Below are 17094 nucleotides of genomic sequence, written 5' to 3'. Positions count from 1 at the left end.
CCCTTTACATGACGCCCTGTGGGGTCAAGGATAGTTGCAATATTCCGATTGAAAATGCCACTCAGGAGTCATAAAGATGCAATCCGGCCATACTGCTGTCCGCTCGGAACGTTCGGGCCATCCGGAGGTGGAGTGTGGCACAGGAGCGTGGGACAAGCTGCTCTATGGCAACCACCGCTTCGTCGTGCGGGTGGACGGGGAGGCCGAGCTCGTCGACGGGGGAAGCGAGCGCGCGCATGGGGCACCCCCTACCGCGGGAGTTGCCGCGAGCCGGGTGATCCTGCCTTGGCGGCGCCAGGACGCTGAACCAGCGGGCGTGGACATCGTGGTGGTCTCTGCGGAGAGCAGTCGCCGGGTCCGCAATGTGGTGGTGGAGCGCGCTGAGCGGGAGTCCGGCCAGATCGTCTTCGAACCAGTGGATGGACCCGGCGACTACTACTTCTACTACCTTCCGTACGCGATGCTTGGAAAGCCCCACTACCCCCAGGCTCAGTACCTGCCTCGAAGGCCGTCCGCGGAACCGCAGTGGGCCGCCGCCGTCGAGCAGTCCGCCTGGCGTCTGAAAGCGCTAGATGGCGAGCCATCACAACAGATCCGGAACGCGCGGGTGATCCGCTATGAGGCCGCAAGTGCCCGGGATTCCTTCGTTCCCATGAATTTCACCGCCACCGCGGACGAAGTGGCCACGTTGCACGAACGGCACCCTGCGGATCCCTTCCTGCTCTTCCCGGAAAACCGGCTCACCCCTATCTCCATGCGGGACGCCCTCCCGGCGCACTGGGCCATCGATGGTCCATGCACGGAATTCAACGACACTGCGCAGCCCGGCGAGGACTACATTGTTCAGCTGGGTCTCTACGCCTTTCGGGACCTCGCGGGTGTCACGGTGGAAGTGCATCCGCCCACGGCTGGACATTGCCTCAACACCGGTGGCACGGACCGTTTGGGGAAGCCCATGTCCCGCACGTTGACCGTTCCGCGCGGCAGCGTGCAGGCCCTGTACACCGTCCTGCCCATCCCGTTCGACGCCGCCGGCACCACTTTCACGGCAAGCATCACCGTGACGGCGGATGGCGGCGCGGCCAATACCGTGGTTATCTCTTTGGACGTCCTGACGCTCGACGACGCCGATCCGGACATTCTCGAAGGCGGCTTTGGAAGGCCTGAGTACCTTCGCCGCCTTGCTTGGCTGGATTCGGCGGCAGCCCAGGATCGCGAACTCGTCGCCCCGTTCACGTCTGTGCTTCTTGACGAACCGGGCCGCACGCTCAGCATCCTCGGCCGCCAGGTGCAGCTTGCGGAGTCCGGCCTCCCGGCCCAGCTGACCTCGACCTTCACTCCTGCGGTCACCGCGTGTGATGGCCCCGCCGTCGAACTGCTCGCCGCGCCTTTCCATTTCGACATCACCCTTGCCGACCCCGCTGGCGGGAAAGGGCCGTTGCGATGGAGCTACTCGCCCCTGGAATTCACGGTCGACGGCCCCGCCCAAGTGTCGTGGCGCTCCCGATGGACGGCCGGCGAACCGGCCGACGTCGGGCTCTCAGCAGAGCTGCGCGGCACCTTGGAGGCCGACGGCGCGTGTACCTTTTCGCTGCGCCTCACCGCCGGGCAACCGCTAGAGGTGGACGACGCCGGCTTGCGGCTCGACTTCCACGAGGCCATTGTTCCGCTCGCCATGGGGCTCGGCGTTCCCGGCGGCCGCCGACCCGAAATCCTTGATTGGACCTGGGACGTGGCAGATCACAACCAGGACTCCCTCTGGCTGGGCAGCGTAAACGCAGGCCTGCAACTTGCCCTGCGCGACGGCAATTATGAACGGCCACTCAACACCAACTTTTACCGAGAGAAGCCGCTGGTGGAACCGGCGTCGTGGGCCAACCGGCAAGGCGCCTCGGTGCAGGGTGGTGTGGCGCTGCGGACTGCGGGCGAAACAGTCACCCTCTCTGCCTTCAGCGGCAGCCGCAGCTTGGCCGCGGGGCAGATGCTGGACTTCGACTTCCGGCTCTTGCTCACTCCTTTCAAGCCCATTACCCCTGCCAAGCATTTGGCCAATCGCTTCTTCCACGCACCTGCCGAGCCGGAGGCCATCGCTGCGTCTGGCGCCACCATGGTCAATGTCCATCACGCCACGGCACCGGCCCCGTACATCAACGATCCCCTTCTTACGGCCGGAAGATTGGCCAACTACGTCGAGGAAGCTCACCGGAGCGGCCTCAAGGCCAAGGTCTACAACACCGTCCGGGAACTGACCTTCCATAGCCCCGAGCTGCTGCCGTTGCTCTCCCTGGGACACGAAGTGTTCAGCGACGGACCGGGCCTCGGCCACATCTGGTTGCAGGAACACGTTGGCAGCGGCTACGTGTCCGCGTGGTTCGCCCCCGACGTGGATGACATCGCGGTGGTCACCAGCGGGGAATCGCGTTGGGAGAACTTCTACGTGAAAAGCCTGGCCGAGCTGGTCCGTCGCACCGGCATAGACGGCATCTACCTCGATGACATCGCCTACGACCGCCACACCATGCTCCGCGTCCGCAAAGTCTTGGAGCGCAATTGCGGGGAAACATCGGGACCGGACATCGACCTGCATTCGGCCAATCAGTTCACCGCTCGGGACGGGTTCGTTTCTTCGGCGAACCTGTACATGGAGCACATGCCCTATGTGGACAGGCTGTGGTTCGGGGAGTACTTCGACTACGAAAATACCTCTCCCGAATACTGGCTCGTGGAGCTTTCCGGGATTCCCTTTGGCCTGATGGGGGAGATGTTGGAAGGTGGCGGCAATCCCTGGCGCGGCATGGTGTTCGCCATGACAGGCCGGGCACCCGCCGTCGACAACCGGCCGTTGTGGCGATTCTGGGCGGACAACGGCCTGGAAGAAGCCACCATGATCGGCCATTGGGCCAGCGACGCCCCGATCCGGAGCAGCAACCCGGAGGTTTTGACGACCACCTGGCTGACGTCGGATGGCTCAGCGGTAGTGGCCCTCGCGTCGTGGGCGGCTGAACCGGTGGACGTGTCATTGGTGTTCGACGGCGGAGCGGCCTCAGCGCTGTCGGCTGATGGGGCTGCGGGCCTCGCCGCGAGCCCGGTGACGGTGCAGCCCATCGAAGGATTTCAAACGGCTGCGAGCTACGGGTCCGGCCAGCCCATCACCCTTGAGCCGAAGCGCGGGCTTCTGTTGACGATTGGAAAACACTGATGTTCGAAAATACCGAGAAGACGGACAAGGCAAGCACCCTGGGCTTCTCCACCGTCACGCTGAACATGGCGGAGTTGGGTCCCAACAGCCCGCTGCCGGTGGTCATGGCAGAACTGGACCAGCCCTACAGGATCGGCGACGGCGTCCCGGAGGACCTGCAGGCCGCGGCCCGCTATGGGCAAGTGCCGAACATGTTCCCGTACCTGATGCAGGACGGCTACTCGCGTGAGCGGACCGCCCACGAGGTGCCCGCCGTCGTGCTCGAAAACAGCAAGCTGCGGGCAGTTGTCCTCCCGACCTTGGGCGGCAGGCTCTGGGAGCTCTTCGACAAAGCCTCGGGTAAACAGCTTCTTCACACCCACGGAACCCTGCAGTTCGCCAACATCGCGCTCCGCAAAGCCTGGTTCGCCGGCGGCCTCGAATGGAACATTGGCACCCGCGGGCACTCGCCCACCACGTGCGACCCTTTGCACACCGCCATCGTCAAAACGCCCGAGGGGCACGACGTGCTGCGGATGTGGGAGTTCGAACGCCTCCGGGAAGTGGTTTTCCAGGTGGACATGTGGCTTCCGGAGGACTCGGATGTTCTCCTCACCGCGGTCCGGATCCGCAACCCCCATGACCACGACGTCCCCATGTACTGGTGGAGCAACGCCGCCGTTCCGGAGACCCCGGAAACACGGGTGATTGCGCCCGCCTCCGAGGCCTTCGGCAGTGACTACACCACGGACATCGCCCGCGTCCGGCCCACGGAGCACCAAGGAACGGATGCCACGTGGCTCGTCAACAGCCCGCACGCGGCGGACTTCTTCTTCGACATCCAGCCGGGACACCGGCATTGGATAGCCGCGGTGGACCGCGACGGCGACGGCCTGGCCATGCTGTCCACAAGCCTCCTGCGGGGGAAGAAGCTGTTCGTCTGGGGCCAGGGCGACGGCGGGAAGCGCTGGCAGGAATGGCTCAGCCCCGGAGCCGGCCCGTACGCGGAGATCCAGGCAGGGCTGGCGCAAACCCAGTTCGAGCACCTCGTTATGCCTGCCGGCGCCGAGTGGAGCTGGGTAGAGGCCTACGGCAACGCCAAACTGGATCCCGGAACCTCCCATGGACAGGATTGGGATGGGGCTGTGGCCCACGCCAGCGCCCGGCTTGAAGACCTTGTCCCGGACGCTGAGCTTGAAGACGCGCTCGCCGAAACCACGCGGAACTACGGGCTGCCTCCGGACGAGATGCTGGTGCGCGGCAGCGCCTGGGGTGCTTTGGAAAGTGCCCGACGGCGACGCTCAGGCCGCGGGTGGCTGGACGAAATCGGTACACCCTTCGCCGATGATGCAACCCCGGAGGCCATCGAGGAAACAGGTCCTTGGCACAGCCTGTTGGATGGAGCGAGATTCCTTGGCGCCAAGAGTTTCGTGGCTGGAACCGATTGGGAAGAACTCCTCGCGAAGGATGGGGGAGCAGAAGCCCAGTTCCACCTGGCCACCATGAAGCACGCCCGCCAAGACCTAGCCGGCGCGATCACCGGGTATGGTGACGCCCTCGGAACCGCCTCGCTTTCGCCTCGTTCCACAGTCCTCGCCCACCGGGGCCGGGCCATTGCGCTGCTCGCCACCAACAATATTGACGAAGGCTTGGCTGAACTGGCCGCCGCAAGCCGGCTGGAGCTGAGCAGCATCCCCCTGCTCAGCGAAGCCATGACCCTCAACATCCGGCACGGAAACCCCGCCCAAGCACTCGCGTTGGCGAGCGAGGCACCTGCCGGAATGTCCGACGTCGGACGCGTTCGTTTCTTGACGGCACTCGCCCTTGCGGGCGTCGGCAGGGGCCAGGAAGCAGCGGGGATGTTGCGGGACGGCGTCGAGATACCGGACATCCGCGAAGGAGAGGACGGGATCGCGGACCTCTGGCAGGAAGTGTGCCCAGGCGAGCCCGTGCCTGCCAGCTATCGGTTCGGAATGCACTGATTTGCTGAGTGCACCGGCGCGGCACGCGTGCGGCAGAAGGCAAGAGACGAGACACATGTGGCAGAAGACATGAGGTGGGGCGCATGAGGCGGGGACGCCAGCTTTCCTGATGCCGTCACCCTGCCAAACCATGTAAGTTGGCAGGGTGACTCCCTCCACCAAAACCCCGCTGACCCGTGCCCCCGGTATCTCCAAGGAGATCGAAGATGCGGCGTGGTTCGTGCTGGGGCCGGGGCTGCAAGGCAAGGCTTCTGCGCTCGACTCCGGTACCCGCACCTGGACCGTGGACGCCGCCGCCGAGCTCCTGGAGCGCTTGGAGCGTGGCGTCGCGGACTCCAAAGCGCCCATGATGACCAACCTGCGCCAAAACCTGGAGGGGGCATCGCGGGAAGCCAAGTTGCTCGCCGTGGAGCTCCTCTTCCTCCAATCCCTGCCACTGGCCCATGAGGTCAAGTCGCTCAAGGTGAAGCGTGCCCGCGTTGCCGAGGCTGCGTCTTGGCTCGATCCCGAACTCGAGCTGCCCAAGGAGCTGTACCAAGGCATGACGGATCACGGCGTCATCCGTGACCGGACCGCAGAGTTCAACTGGACCATCTGGGACCACCTCACCTGGCTATGCCGTTTCGTGGCCCACGTGGACGGCCAGTCCAACGCGAGCATCACCAAAGCCCTCAAAGACCCATTGAAATTCCACGAACTCGCCGCGGCAACACCCGAGGACCAGCCAGCCATCCGGCGAAGCATCGAATACCTGGCATGGCCCAGCTACTTCGAGCCCGTGGTGGCTGATGTGGAGCGGCGCGAAATCCGGGACGCATTCGCTTCTCTCGTAGGCGGCGCCCACGGCGAAACCGAAAACGACATCACCGCGGACGTCCACCGGATCCGGCTGCACCTGGACGAACAGGCCGGCCAGCGCATCGATTGGTACGATCGGCAGCTCGTCAGCCAATGGCGCAAAGTGGGAGATCCCGGCCGCCGTGCATGGCTGCTGCGCACGCACCAAGACTCCGCCGAGCTCCTCGCCGCGTGGCAGGACGAAGAAAAGTCAACCCTCGACGTCGAACACCTCCGCGAACTCAACCCCGGCGTCACAGCCGGTGTGGTCCAGCATGCCGTGGACGAAGATTACAAACACCTCGGCTATGTGGAGCGTGAAGATACCAAGACCGCGGTCTTCGCGTTCCTGACCGTGATGAAGCCGGGCGATCTCGCCCTGTTCCAGAGCTCCGGAGCCGTCAGGATCGGCGTGGTCCTGGGAGAACCTGAACACAACGGAGACAACCGCCGGCTGCGCCGCAAAGTGCGCTGGTTCGACGAGACCCACCCCATCGCCGAGGCCCCACGGCACGTCCAACGCCAGCTCTCCACGCCGGGGATTGTCGTGGACGTCACCAAGGTCATCCAGTCGCTGCAGTCGCTCCTGCCCGCCGAAGCCGAATCCGACGGCGAGGACACCGCCGCCCCGGACACCGTCGTCGAGCCCGTCTTGGAAGGGTTCCGCCCCCTCACGGACGAATTCGCAGCCTCCTTGCACATGGAACTCGAGCCGCTCAAGGAGATCGCCGAGCTACTGGAGGAGAACCGCCAACTGGTGCTCTATGGGCCGCCGGGGACAGGCAAGACCTACCTCGCCAAGCACTTGGCTGCCGAGCTCGCGGGGGATAGCACCGACGAACGCGTGAAGCTGGTGCAGTTCCACCCGTCATACGCGTACGAGGACTTCTTCGAGGGCTACCGGCCGGACAAGACGGACGACGGCCAGGTTTCGTTCAAGCTCGTGGCCGGACCGCTGCGGCGCCTGGCGGAAGAGGCTGCGAAGCCCGGGAATTCCAACAAGCCGTACTTCCTCATCATCGACGAAATGAACCGGGCGAACCTGGCCAAGGTGTTCGGTGAGCTTTACTTCCTCCTGGAATACCGCGACGACCGCATCTATCTCCAGTACAGCCCCAACGAGCCGTTCAGCCTGCCGGACAACCTTTACATCATCGGCACCATGAACACGGCAGACCGCTCCATCGCCATGATGGATGCGGCCATCCGCCGCCGTTTCGCTTTCGTCGAATTGCACCCGAAGGTGGAACCGATCCGCGGCTCGCTTCGTCGCTTCCTCGCTGCCCGCGGCCTGGATACCCTCAACGCGGACCTGCTTGATGCCTTGAACGACTCCATTGACGACTGGGACCGGGACCTGATGATCGGACCCTCCTATTTCATGAAGAACGCGGCCCAGAACCCCGCCGGGCTGCGCCGGATCTGGAAGTACGAGCTCATGCCGCTCTTGGAGGAGCACTACCACGGTCAGTTGAACCGGGCACAGCTGGAGGAGCGCTTCGGCCTGGACCAGTTGTTGGGTCGACTTGCGGCCCGCTAAGGCAGCTCCACCGAGGCCCGCCCGCGCACCGGGTATCGGACGGCCCGCCGCCCGCGGTTCCACAAAGGTCCCGGCTGTTCGGCACATCGTCATGGACGAGCTCTCCGGCGGCATCGTGGACAAGCTTGATCCGGACACCGCCGCGCTGCTCAACTCCAGCGGGCTCGCGAAGGCCTCACCCATGGGGATGGGCCTCTACCGGATCGAGCCCGTGGGCAAGGTCGGTTCCGTGCGGACGCCGACCGTCCAGTTCGAGGTCCGGCCCAAGGACCGCCTCGGCTTGAGCCGGCTCCTGTTCCTGCTCAGCTACGCCGGGGACCAAGGCTTCCGCGATGACGCGGTGGCCGCCGTCGAACATCAGGACTTGTGGAGCGCGCTCGCCGAATCCCTCGCCCAACTGGCGGAGCGGGCCCTCAGCCGTGGGCCGTTGCAGGGATACCTGACCGTGGACGAGTCCCTCCGGACGGTCAAAGGCCGAATCCGGATCTCGGACCAGATCTCACGCCGCCCCGGGATGCTGGTTCCGCTGGAAGTTTCCTACGATGAATTCACCGAGGACATTGCCGAAAACCGTATTCTGCGTGCCGCGCTTGAGCGGATGGGCAAGGTGCCCGGCGTACGGCAGAACGTCCTCAGCCGCTTGAGGCAGCTTAAGGGAAAGCTCGACGCCGTCACGCGGCTGCAGTCCGGGGCGCCGCTCCCGAAGTGGCAGGCCAACCGGATGAATCTCCGCTACCATCCTGTGCTCCGTTTGGCCGAGTTGATCCTGCGGAATGCCTCGGCAGAAGCGGGTGAGGGGAAGCAGCAGACAGCCTCGTTCGTCGTGGACATGTCCACTGTGTTTGAGGAATTCGTGGGCGTGGCACTGCGCCAGGCCATGCGCGCACATCCAGGCGAAATGCGGCTTCAATATGGTGCCACCCTCAACGAGGCCGTGCGCGATTCGGACCGGCTCACGGTGCGCCCGGACGCCGTGCATTTCCTGGGTGGCAGGCCCGTGGTGGCGTACGGCTCCAAATACAAGGCCGCCACGGATTCCGGGGCTTCGCTCAACGCGGACCACTACCAAATGCTGGCTTACTGCACTGCCCTGCAGGTGCCCACTGCATGGCTGGTCTACGCGGGCAAGGGCGAGATGAAGCTGCGGAGGATCCTCAACACGGACATCGACATTGTGGAGTATCCGCTTGACTTGTCGCGGCCACCGGCGGAGATCCTTGCCTCTGTCACGGACCTGGCCCAGCAGTCTTGGGGAGAAGTGGTCCGGCAGGCGCGTCTCTGACCGGCCTCCGCCGCCCCGGTTCCCTGGCCGAGCGCAGCGAGGTGAGGGAGGTGGTGGGGACCTGTTCCGTCAAGGCGCCTGTCGGTCTAGCCTGAGAGGGCAGTCATTTGCAGATGGAGGCATCATGCGCGGCAAGAATATGCACGGCAGGAAGAAGAAATCCTGGAAAGACATGACCCCCGGGCAACGAGCCGGCGTGGTCGTGGTGGGCGCAGGGCAATTGGCGCTACTGGTTGCGGCACAACGCAGCATCTCCAAGACCCCCGCGGCTCGAATCCGGGGGAATAAAGCCCTGTGGCGGGCAGCGTGTTTCATCAACTTCTTTGGGCCGCTGAGCTATTTCCTGTTCGGCCGCCGTCGAGGAACTGCATGAGCTGATTCTCCAAAGCCGAACGGTCCCGCAGTTCGCATTCCCACACGGTGAGAACCTCCCAACCTGAGGCTCTCAGCAGTTCCCGTTGCGCGCCGTCGCGCTCCCGGGTGCGGTTCCGCTTTGCTTCCCAGAAGTCCGCGTTGGCCGTTGGCGCGTGCTGGCCAGCCCTGCAATCGTGGAAGTGCCAGAAGCATCCGTTGACGAAAATCACCTTGTGCCGGCCTGCAAATACGAGATCCGGACTGCCGGGCAACTTCCCGCCCGCGGTTCGCCCGTGGAGCCGGTAGCGGTACCCCTTGGCATGCAGGAGCCGACGGACCAAGAGCTCGGGCTTGGTGTTCTTGCCTCGGATCTTGGACATGTTCAGGCTGCGTTGCTCAGGCGTCAGCAGATCACGGCTCTCGCCCATACGCTCAGTCTACGCAGGCCCTCCCCAGCGATGCTCGCTCACTTATATTGGGTTTTTGACGGACGCTCGGGCACTTATGTTGGGTTTTTGACGGATGCTCGGGCACTTATGTTGGGTTTTTGACGGACGCTCGGGCACTTATTCGTCTGCAGGAGCGTGTGCCGGAAGTGCCTCATACGTGAGCGCGGGTCGGCCCGAAACCCGCCAAGCGTGAGCGAGCGTTTGCCGGACGTGCCTCATACGTGAGCGGGGGCGGCTGGGGTCAGGTCGGAACGCGGAACGTGAACGTTGTTCCTTCGCCGGGCACACTCTGCAGCCCGATGGTCCCGCCGTGGGCGTCGACGATTGACTTGCAGATGGAAAGTCCCAAACCGACGCCGTGAATGGCCGTATTGCGAACGTTTTCGGCCCTGAAGTACCGGGTGAAGGCATCCGCCTGGTCCTGCTTGTCCATGCCCATACCGGTGTCTTTGACGTGGCACACTACTGCGTTTTCCTCCTGCAACAACGTGACGTGTACGTCGCCGCCGTCTGGGGAGTATTTGATGGCATTGGAAATGAGGTTGTCCAGGACTTGGGAAATACGGTTAGCGTCGACATGTGCCTCCAAGCGTTCGGGGGCGTCGACATGAAGCCGCACGCCGCCGTCGTTGGCTTTTGGCTCGGCGGAGGCAACACTCGTCTTAACCAGTTCGGACAGGTCCACCGCGTGGGGCAGAACGATCATGTGTCCCGAGCGGACAGCCAACAGGTCCGAGACCAGGGAGAGGAGCCGCTCGGCGTTTCGCTGGACAATCTCGAGTTGCTGTACTACCCACAGCGGCAAGTCCTCGGCATCCTCCAGGACAAGCTCCACGTACCCGGTGATGGACGTCAGCGGGGTACGGAACTCATGCGACACGTTCGACACGAAATCGTCCTTCGCGGCTAAAGCGTGCATCAGGACCGTGACATCGCTGAAAACGATCACTGAACCCGAGTAGTTGCCGTCGTCGTCCTTCATGGAGCGTGCACTGGTGGTGAAAGCGCGCTGTTCACTGCCCGTCCCGACCCAGATGAGGTAATCGGTGAACTCCTGTCCCAGGGCAGCACGGCGTATCGGCCTGCGATCCGTCGCCGTGGGGGTGGTGCGGTCCGCGTCGAAAACCAAAAGCTGCGATTCACCGTGGCCGCCTGTGCCTCCAGGCGTTCCAAGCACGTGGTTTTTCCGCTGTTTGCGGTTCATCATCATTTCGCGGCCGTCAGCGTCGATGGCAACGACCCCAAGATGAACAGTTTCTAGAACTGTGTTGAGCAAACGCTCCTTCTGTTGGCTATCCGCCAGGGCCCGGTGCAGCGCGGCGTCTCTTTCCTCGAGGTTCTTTTGCTGCAGGACCATGCTCTGGGTCATGACGCTAATGGACACCCCGATGCCGAGCATCATGATGGGCAGCAGCAAACCGCGCATCAGATCTTGCGGCGTGTACGTTCCATGCAGGAATTGCGGTACCCAGATCATGGCGAGCGGCCCTAGGAATGAAATAACCATGGCAGAGCGCCGGAACAACCCCGAGGCGCAGAGCCAGATAACGGGAAACACGGTCAGCAGGCTGATTCCGATGGGGCTGTCCTGGCCGCCTTCACGCCCCAAACTGATGGACACCATATCCAGGAGCGGGATCGCGAGGAAGGTGGGAAAAGGGAGTTTGTCCCACGGAACCGCGTGGCAGAGGACCCAGGCAGCAGCTTGGGTCGCCAGGAAGACGACGAAGAATGGATTGCCCAGGGTTGCTGGGAAATGCAGGGCAACAAGGGCCGCCGTGAGGCACACCGTCACAGTGAGGGGCAACTGACTGAGGGCAACACGGTCCGTGAGCGAATACTCATGGAAGGCGTGCTGAAAGAACATCACCCGGCCGCTCTTGGCGTCCCATTCAAATGGACGTTTCATGGCGCTGAAATTCGCATCTGCTCGAGGTCACGTCGCATGCCTGAAGGATACCGGTCGCCCGATATACTTCCATCCGTAGCAGGGCTGAGAGGGCTGGGATGACTGAACTGCGGGTTGGACTTGTCGTAGAAGACGACCACGACATCCGAGAACTGGTCCGCGTTGTCTTGGGCCAAGCCGGCTTCGAGGTTCATGTGGCTACGAACGGGACGGCCGGTATCCAGGCGGCGCGTGAGTTACAGCCCCATGTCATCACCCTGGACTTGGGCCTGCCGGATATCGACGGCTTCGAAGTGGCACGCCAGGTCCGGGAATTTTCCGACGCATATATCGTCATGCTGACGGCCAAGGCCGAAGAGTTGGACACCCTTCTGGGCTTGGAATCCGGTGCTGATGACTACTTGACCAAGCCTTTCCGCCCCCGGGAGCTTCGTGCCCGGGTGGCGGCCATGATGCGCCGCCCGCGCTCGGGAGTTTTGGCAACGGCAGTCCACCCGGATGAGGCGCTGTCATCCCGAACTTTTCGGCACAACGGTCTCGAATTCAGTTACGCGACCCGGACCGTTTCCATCGACGGCGAAGACGTCAGCTTAACCCCGACGGAGTTCGACCTTTTGCACTCATTCCTTGAAGCAGGCCGGACTGTTTTGAGTAAAGCGGACCTTGTACGTCGCCTCCGGAATGAACCCTACGACGTCGGGATTTACACGAGCGATGCCGACGAACGGTCCGTGGAAGTACATATCGGAAATCTTCGCCGCAAACTCGGTGACGACCCACAGAATCCGCGCTGGCTCCAAACAGTACGCGGGGTGGGCTATCGTCTGGCTCCGGGAAAACCGTAAAAGTTCTTCATATGGCGGGCGACTGATAACATTCGCCGGTGGGTCGAGGAATATTTCAGCGTCTGGTCGGCATTGTTATCGCGGTAGCCGTTAGCGGTGCGGCGGCCCTTTTGTGGTTGGCTGTAGCCTCAACGGGAAATTCAGCGGCGGGGTCGCGGGCCGAGGGCATCGTTATTGGGGTTTGGAGGGTTCTTTACGATTCGGTGGCGCCGGAACCGCGAGTGATTCTCGTGGCTATCGCTTTTGCGCTTCTGCTTTCCGCTGGCGTGGCTTTATTGGAGCGGCGCATCGCCAACAGATCACGTCGCTCCGCGAATCCGCAGACACCGCTGGCTCCAAAGATTGTCATGGCGGAAACCCGCGGCGTGTACGCCGGCCCGGTAACGGTGACGGTCTTGATCCCGGCGCACAACGAAGAAGCTTCGCTGCCGCTCACTATTGCTTCCCTTTTGTCCCAATCGCATCGTCCGGAACGCGTGATCGTCGTTGCCGACAACTGCACGGACGCAACTGTCGCCCTCGCCCGTGAGGCCGGGGTTGAGGTCTTTGAATCCGTGAACAACACGAAGAAGAAGGCCGGCGCCCTTAACCAAACGCTGAAGTGGCTGCTCCCGGACCAGGGGGACAACGACGTCGTCATGGTGATGGATGCTGATACCAGGCTCGACGATGGATTCCTGGAGGCCGCGGTTTCGCGCATGAGCAATGACAGGGCATTGATGGCTGTTGGAGGTCTTTTCTATGGGGAAGAAGGACATGGAATTGTCGGCCAGTTCCAACGCAACGAATACATACGGTACTCCCGTGAAATCGGACGCAGGCGCGGCCGTGTTTTTGTATTGACGGGCACGGCTTCGATCTTCCGCCCCCGCGCATTGCGCACTGTTGCGCAAAGCCGTGGTGAGTCGATCCCGGGAATTCACGGCGACGTTTATGACACTGCGTCGCTGACCGAGGACAATGAGCTGACGATTTCCTTGAAGTCCCTCGGCGGCCTCATGATTTCCCCCATGCAGTGCACGGTGGTCACCGAATTGATGCCGAATTTCCGTATGCTGTGGGCACAGCGACTACGTTGGCAGCGGGGGGCCTTGGAAAACCTCGGCGCTTATGGCGCCACGCCGCAGACACTTCGCTACTGGGCGCAGCAATTCGGCATCGGGTATGGGGTCATTGCCCTTAGCGCTTACCTTCTTCTGATCCTCTTGATGGTGTTGTCGCTGGATAGCTGGGTTTGGTTCCCGTTCTGGCTGGGACTCGGGACCGTCTTCTCGATCGAGCGGGTTGTCACAGTGTGGAAGGGTGGTTGGCGGGCACGTCTTTTGGCCGTCACCTTATTTCCGGAGTTGTTCTTCGATATGTTCCTCAACGTGGTTTATGTCAAGGGAATCATCGACATCTCCCTAGGCCGGCAAGCCAAGTGGAAACACCTCAACCATTCGCCGGCGGGCGAATTTTCGAAGGCGGCGTAACCATGGCTATTTCCACTTCCCTTCCCGCCGGAATCCTTTTTCCCGAGGAAATCCTCCATTCCGAGTGGTTCGCCATTTTGGCGACTTTCGTTGCGATCAATACCTTGATGTATGGCGCGTTGGCCATCGCAAAAATCTTGCCGAAGGTGCACCCGGGCGACTGGATCCGCACCCGGAACCAGCGATCGGAGACTAGGAGCATCCACCCGGACGCTCCGGCTGTGAACGAAGCCACGGATTTCGTCAGAACTCGACGCTGACCGTCCGCGGCGCCTGGAAGGACAACAAGCGGATCCATTCGGGTTCCGGGTCCGCCAAGCGAACGCCTTGTAGCGCTGCCGCGGTTTCCTGCACGACGACGGCGGCCTCCAGTTCCGCGAGTTTCGCACCGAGGCAGCGGTGAATCCCTGAGCCGAAGGCCAGACCGTAGGCCGTTGGACCGAGCCCGGAGGCCGTTGGGCCGAGCCCGCGGGCTGTCGAACCCTGCTCCGACAGCGCGTGGTTCCCCGTGAGCTCCAGCAGGATTTCGGCGCCTGCGGGGATGCGCTCGCCGTCGAGCATGGTGTCCTGGGTGGCAATCCGGCGCCAGGTGGGGACTGAAGACTCGGTGGCGAGGACGTGGCGGATGAGGTCCCGGGCCGTGGAGCCGGACGCGGCGTCATCCCAAGAAATGCCCGCTGATCCCTCGGCGAGCCGGAACAACGCCGTGCTGATGAGTTGGGTGGTGGTTTCCTGCCCCGCGATGAGCAGGAAGTAGCCCAAGGAACAGATCTCGGGAGTGCTGAGACCGTGCTCCGCCAACGACTTGAAGAGGTTCCGTCCGGAAGATGCCACGGCCTCAAAGACAAGCTCGCGCAGCCAGCCATAGAACTCGGCGGCGCTGTGGGCCAGTTCCAGTTGACGCTCGGGATCCGGCCAACCCCAGAAAAGCTCCAAGGAGTCCAGGCTCCAGGCTTTCAACTCAGGAAGATCGCGCACCGGAAGACCTAAAAGCTCCAACATCACGATTGCCGGCGGGTAGGCGGCCACGACTTGCACCAGATCCACCCGCCCAGTCGTCTCCAGCAGCCCGACCGCCGAGGCACCAGCATCCTGCGCGATCTCGCGAATCCGCGGCTCGAAAGCCCCCACTGTTGCCGGGGTGAAGAACCCCGCCACCACCTTGCGGATGCCCGCATGGGAAGAGGTATCGTTGCTGGCCAGCACCGGCGGCAAGGCGAAGCGGGCACGCTGCAGCACGCGCAACGAAGGTCCGGACAGCGGCGTCACGGCGATCAGGGCATTCGCCGGGCTGAAGTCCTCCGGCCGATGCAGGACCTCCCGCACCGCCGCCGGCTCGCGCAGCACCAGATAGGGACATGTCCGGGCGCTGGCAGAAGTGGCGTTCATGACCAGACTCCGCTCAACCAGTGTGTGCTCGCCGCCCTGAACGTCACTGATGGAAGGTCGGCGGCACGCTCGGGCAACACCCCGAGAAGCGGCTGCAGCGAGCCCAGGGTTGCCCGGTTGCCGTGTTCCAGGACGCCCGGTTCATCCGGCCACGTTCCCAGGACCACACCCAGGACGGCCAGTTCCCTGCGATCCAAGGCCTCGAGCGTCAGTGCTGTGTGGTTCAAGGTTCCCAATGCGGGACGCGCAACCACCACAAAAGTCGCGTCCCGACCAAGGTGCCTGCCCAGATCTGCCAGCGTGCCGCCGTCGTGATCTAGCTCCACGAGGAGACCGCCGGAGCCCTCCACGAGGACATGGTCATGGGTGCTGGCGAGTTCGCGGACGAGTCTGGCATGTGCCGCCAGCGGCGGCAGCTTGACTCCGTCCAACGCGGCTGCGGGCACCGGCGCGAGGGGCTCTTGAAGCACGACGCCGGCCTCAACAGTCAGGTGCCCGGCCAGCCGAATGATTTCCGCGCAGTCGGAGTCACCTGATGCAGCGCCGCTCTGGCACGGCTTGTACACGGCCACCGAGCAGCCCTCAGCTTGCAGCGCAGAGGCAAATGCCGCCGTCGTGACCGTCTTGCCGACGCCGGTGTCCGTTCCGGTGACCAGCACAATTTTGGGTAGTTTCACTGAGTTTCCTCCAGGATGCTGCGCAACGTTGCGCACGCGTAGTCAATGTCGTGAGGTGTCAGGGTGGCGCGGGCCGTCAGCCGGAGGCGCGAGACGCCGTCGGGGACTGACGGCGGCCGGAAGCAGCCGACCCAGACACCCGCCCGGTGCGCGGCCTGGCTTGCCGCAAGTGCGGCAGCGGCCGACGGCATGGGTATCGATTGCACGGCGCCGGCTGGCTGAACGTGCTCAACGGCGGTGCCCCGCCTTTGTAGCGCTGGCGCCTCGACCGCGGGCGCCAGTCCGGCCGTGAGGAAGGCGGCGTTCCGGTGCACTGCGGCAGCCCGCCAGGGTTCCGTGCGGATGATCCCGACGGCGGCCAGCGCAGCCGCGGCCGACGACGGTGCGAGCCCGGTGTCGAAGATGAAGCTGCGTGCCCTGTTGACGAGGTGTTCGCGGAGCAATGCGCTGCCAAGGACCGCACCACCCTGGCTGCCGAGCGCTTTGGAAAGGGTTGCCGTGAGCACCACGTTGGGGTGGCCTGAGAGATCCGTTCCCGCTACCGCGCCGAACCCTTGAAACGCGCCCTGTCCCGCGACGCCGAGGCTGTGAGCCTCGTCCACGAGGAGCGTGGCGTCGTGTTCTTCGGCGAGGGCCAGCAACTGGGGGAGTGGCGCGGCATCGCCGAAGACGCTATAGATGGATTCGACGGCGATCAGGGCTCGAGGTTCCGTGCGCTTGCGCAGGTGGTGCTCGGTGGCGGCTAGATCGTGGTGGGGGACCGTTTCCACCCTCGAACGGCTCAGGCGAAAACCGTCAATCAGCGAAGCATGGCAATGTTCGTCGGCCACGATGAGTGTTCCAGGGCCGCCGAGGGCCGTAGTAACCCCCAGATTGGCCAAGTACCCGGACGAGAAGACTAACGCGGATTCCATGGCTGTCAGCTTCGCAAGCTCGTTTTCGAGTTCCAGGTGCAACGCCGTGGTTCCGGCAACCAGTCGCGAGGAGGTGGCACCGGTTCCCCAACGACCGATCGCTTCCCGGGCAGCCTCTGCCAGCCTCGGGTCCGTCGCGAGGCCAAGATAGTCGTTGCTCGCCAGATCTACGGAGGTGTCTGCCGCACCTCGCGTCACAGGAGTCCGGACCAAGCCCCGGCGCTCGCGGACCGCAGCCTGTTGTTCCAACCATGCGGTCATGGACG

At 63.6% G+C, this 17094-nt stretch carries 13 protein-coding genes; 8 read left to right on the top strand and 5 right to left on the bottom strand.

Annotation, left to right across the window (positions count from 1 at the left end):
* The first annotated feature begins 76 nt into the window (after window positions 1–76).
* The 5 genes from AC1DLO_RS18645 (at window position 77) to AC1DLO_RS18625 (ending at window position 9192) form a co-directional block, all read left to right on the top strand.
* Window positions 77–3199 carry a glycoside hydrolase domain-containing protein gene (locus AC1DLO_RS18645; protein WP_476891661.1) on the top strand — a complete coding sequence of 1041 codons (3123 nt, stop codon included), beginning with the start codon at window positions 77–79 and terminating at the stop codon, window positions 3197–3199.
* Window positions 3199–5160, top strand: coding sequence for a DUF5107 domain-containing protein (locus AC1DLO_RS18640; RefSeq protein ID WP_476891662.1), 1962 nt, complete (start codon window positions 3199–3201; stop codon window positions 5158–5160). Before AC1DLO_RS18645 ends, AC1DLO_RS18640 begins: the two co-directional genes overlap by 1 nt.
* Before the next feature lie 145 nt (window positions 5161–5305).
* The gene (locus AC1DLO_RS18635; protein ID WP_476891663.1) at window positions 5306–7537 is read left to right on the top strand and encodes an McrB family protein; all 2232 of its coding nucleotides are present in this window, start codon (window positions 5306–5308) and stop codon (window positions 7535–7537) included.
* 91 nt (window positions 7538–7628) lie between these two features.
* Window positions 7629–8819: a 5-methylcytosine restriction system specificity protein McrC gene (locus tag AC1DLO_RS18630; protein WP_476891664.1), complete on the top strand. Its 1191-nt coding sequence runs from the start codon at window positions 7629–7631 to the stop codon at window positions 8817–8819.
* 124 nt (window positions 8820–8943) lie between these two features.
* Window positions 8944–9192, top strand: coding sequence for a PLDc N-terminal domain-containing protein (locus AC1DLO_RS18625; RefSeq protein ID WP_476914560.1), 249 nt, complete (start codon window positions 8944–8946; stop codon window positions 9190–9192).
* Here AC1DLO_RS18625 and AC1DLO_RS18620 read toward each other — a convergent pair.
* Both AC1DLO_RS18620 and AC1DLO_RS18615 read right to left on the bottom strand, forming a co-directional pair.
* Window positions 9134–9601, bottom strand: a complete 468-nt coding sequence (locus tag AC1DLO_RS18620) for a very short patch repair endonuclease (protein ID WP_476891665.1) — start codon at window positions 9599–9601, stop codon at window positions 9134–9136. The two genes, AC1DLO_RS18625 and AC1DLO_RS18620, sit on opposite strands and share 59 nt — an antisense overlap.
* 262 nt (window positions 9602–9863) lie before the next feature.
* A complete protein-coding gene (locus AC1DLO_RS18615; RefSeq protein WP_476891666.1) occupies window positions 9864–11531 on the bottom strand; it encodes a sensor histidine kinase in 1668 nt (555 codons plus the stop codon).
* Between the two features lie 98 nt (window positions 11532–11629).
* Between AC1DLO_RS18615 and AC1DLO_RS18610 the strand changes: the two genes are divergently transcribed.
* The 3 genes from AC1DLO_RS18610 (at window position 11630) to AC1DLO_RS18600 (ending at window position 14108) form a co-directional block, all read left to right on the top strand.
* Window positions 11630–12376, top strand: coding sequence for a response regulator transcription factor (locus AC1DLO_RS18610; protein WP_476891667.1), 747 nt, complete (start codon window positions 11630–11632; stop codon window positions 12374–12376).
* Between the two features lie 347 nt (window positions 12377–12723).
* The gene (locus AC1DLO_RS18605) at window positions 12724–13848 is read left to right on the top strand and encodes a glycosyltransferase family 2 protein (RefSeq protein WP_476891668.1); all 1125 of its coding nucleotides are present in this window, start codon (window positions 12724–12726) and stop codon (window positions 13846–13848) included.
* Between the two features lie 2 nt (window positions 13849–13850).
* Window positions 13851–14108, top strand: coding sequence for a hypothetical protein (locus tag AC1DLO_RS18600; protein WP_221451319.1), 258 nt, complete (start codon window positions 13851–13853; stop codon window positions 14106–14108).
* On the opposite strand, the gene AC1DLO_RS18595 is transcribed toward AC1DLO_RS18600, so the two are convergent.
* The 3 genes from AC1DLO_RS18595 to AC1DLO_RS18585 are packed head-to-tail and all read right to left on the bottom strand — an operon-like array spanning window position 14092 to window position 17089.
* Window positions 14092–15237 (bottom strand): cytochrome P450, encoded by a 1146-nt coding sequence (locus AC1DLO_RS18595; protein WP_476891669.1) that lies wholly within the window; start codon window positions 15235–15237, stop codon window positions 14092–14094. The genes AC1DLO_RS18600 and AC1DLO_RS18595 overlap by 17 nt on opposite strands.
* Window positions 15234–15914, bottom strand: coding sequence for a dethiobiotin synthase (gene bioD / locus AC1DLO_RS18590; protein ID WP_476891670.1), 681 nt, complete (start codon window positions 15912–15914; stop codon window positions 15234–15236). Before bioD ends, AC1DLO_RS18595 begins: the two co-directional genes overlap by 4 nt.
* Window positions 15911–17089: an 8-amino-7-oxononanoate synthase gene (locus tag AC1DLO_RS18585; protein ID WP_476891699.1), complete on the bottom strand. Its 1179-nt coding sequence runs from the start codon at window positions 17087–17089 to the stop codon at window positions 15911–15913. Before AC1DLO_RS18585 ends, bioD begins: the two co-directional genes overlap by 4 nt.
* Window positions 17090–17094 lie beyond the last annotated feature (5 nt).

The sequence above is a fragment of the Arthrobacter sp. 01T419 genome, assembly GCF_056398865.1.
The sequence above is the reverse complement of the archived record's forward strand: the minus strand, read 5'-3'. Positions and strand labels throughout refer to the sequence as shown.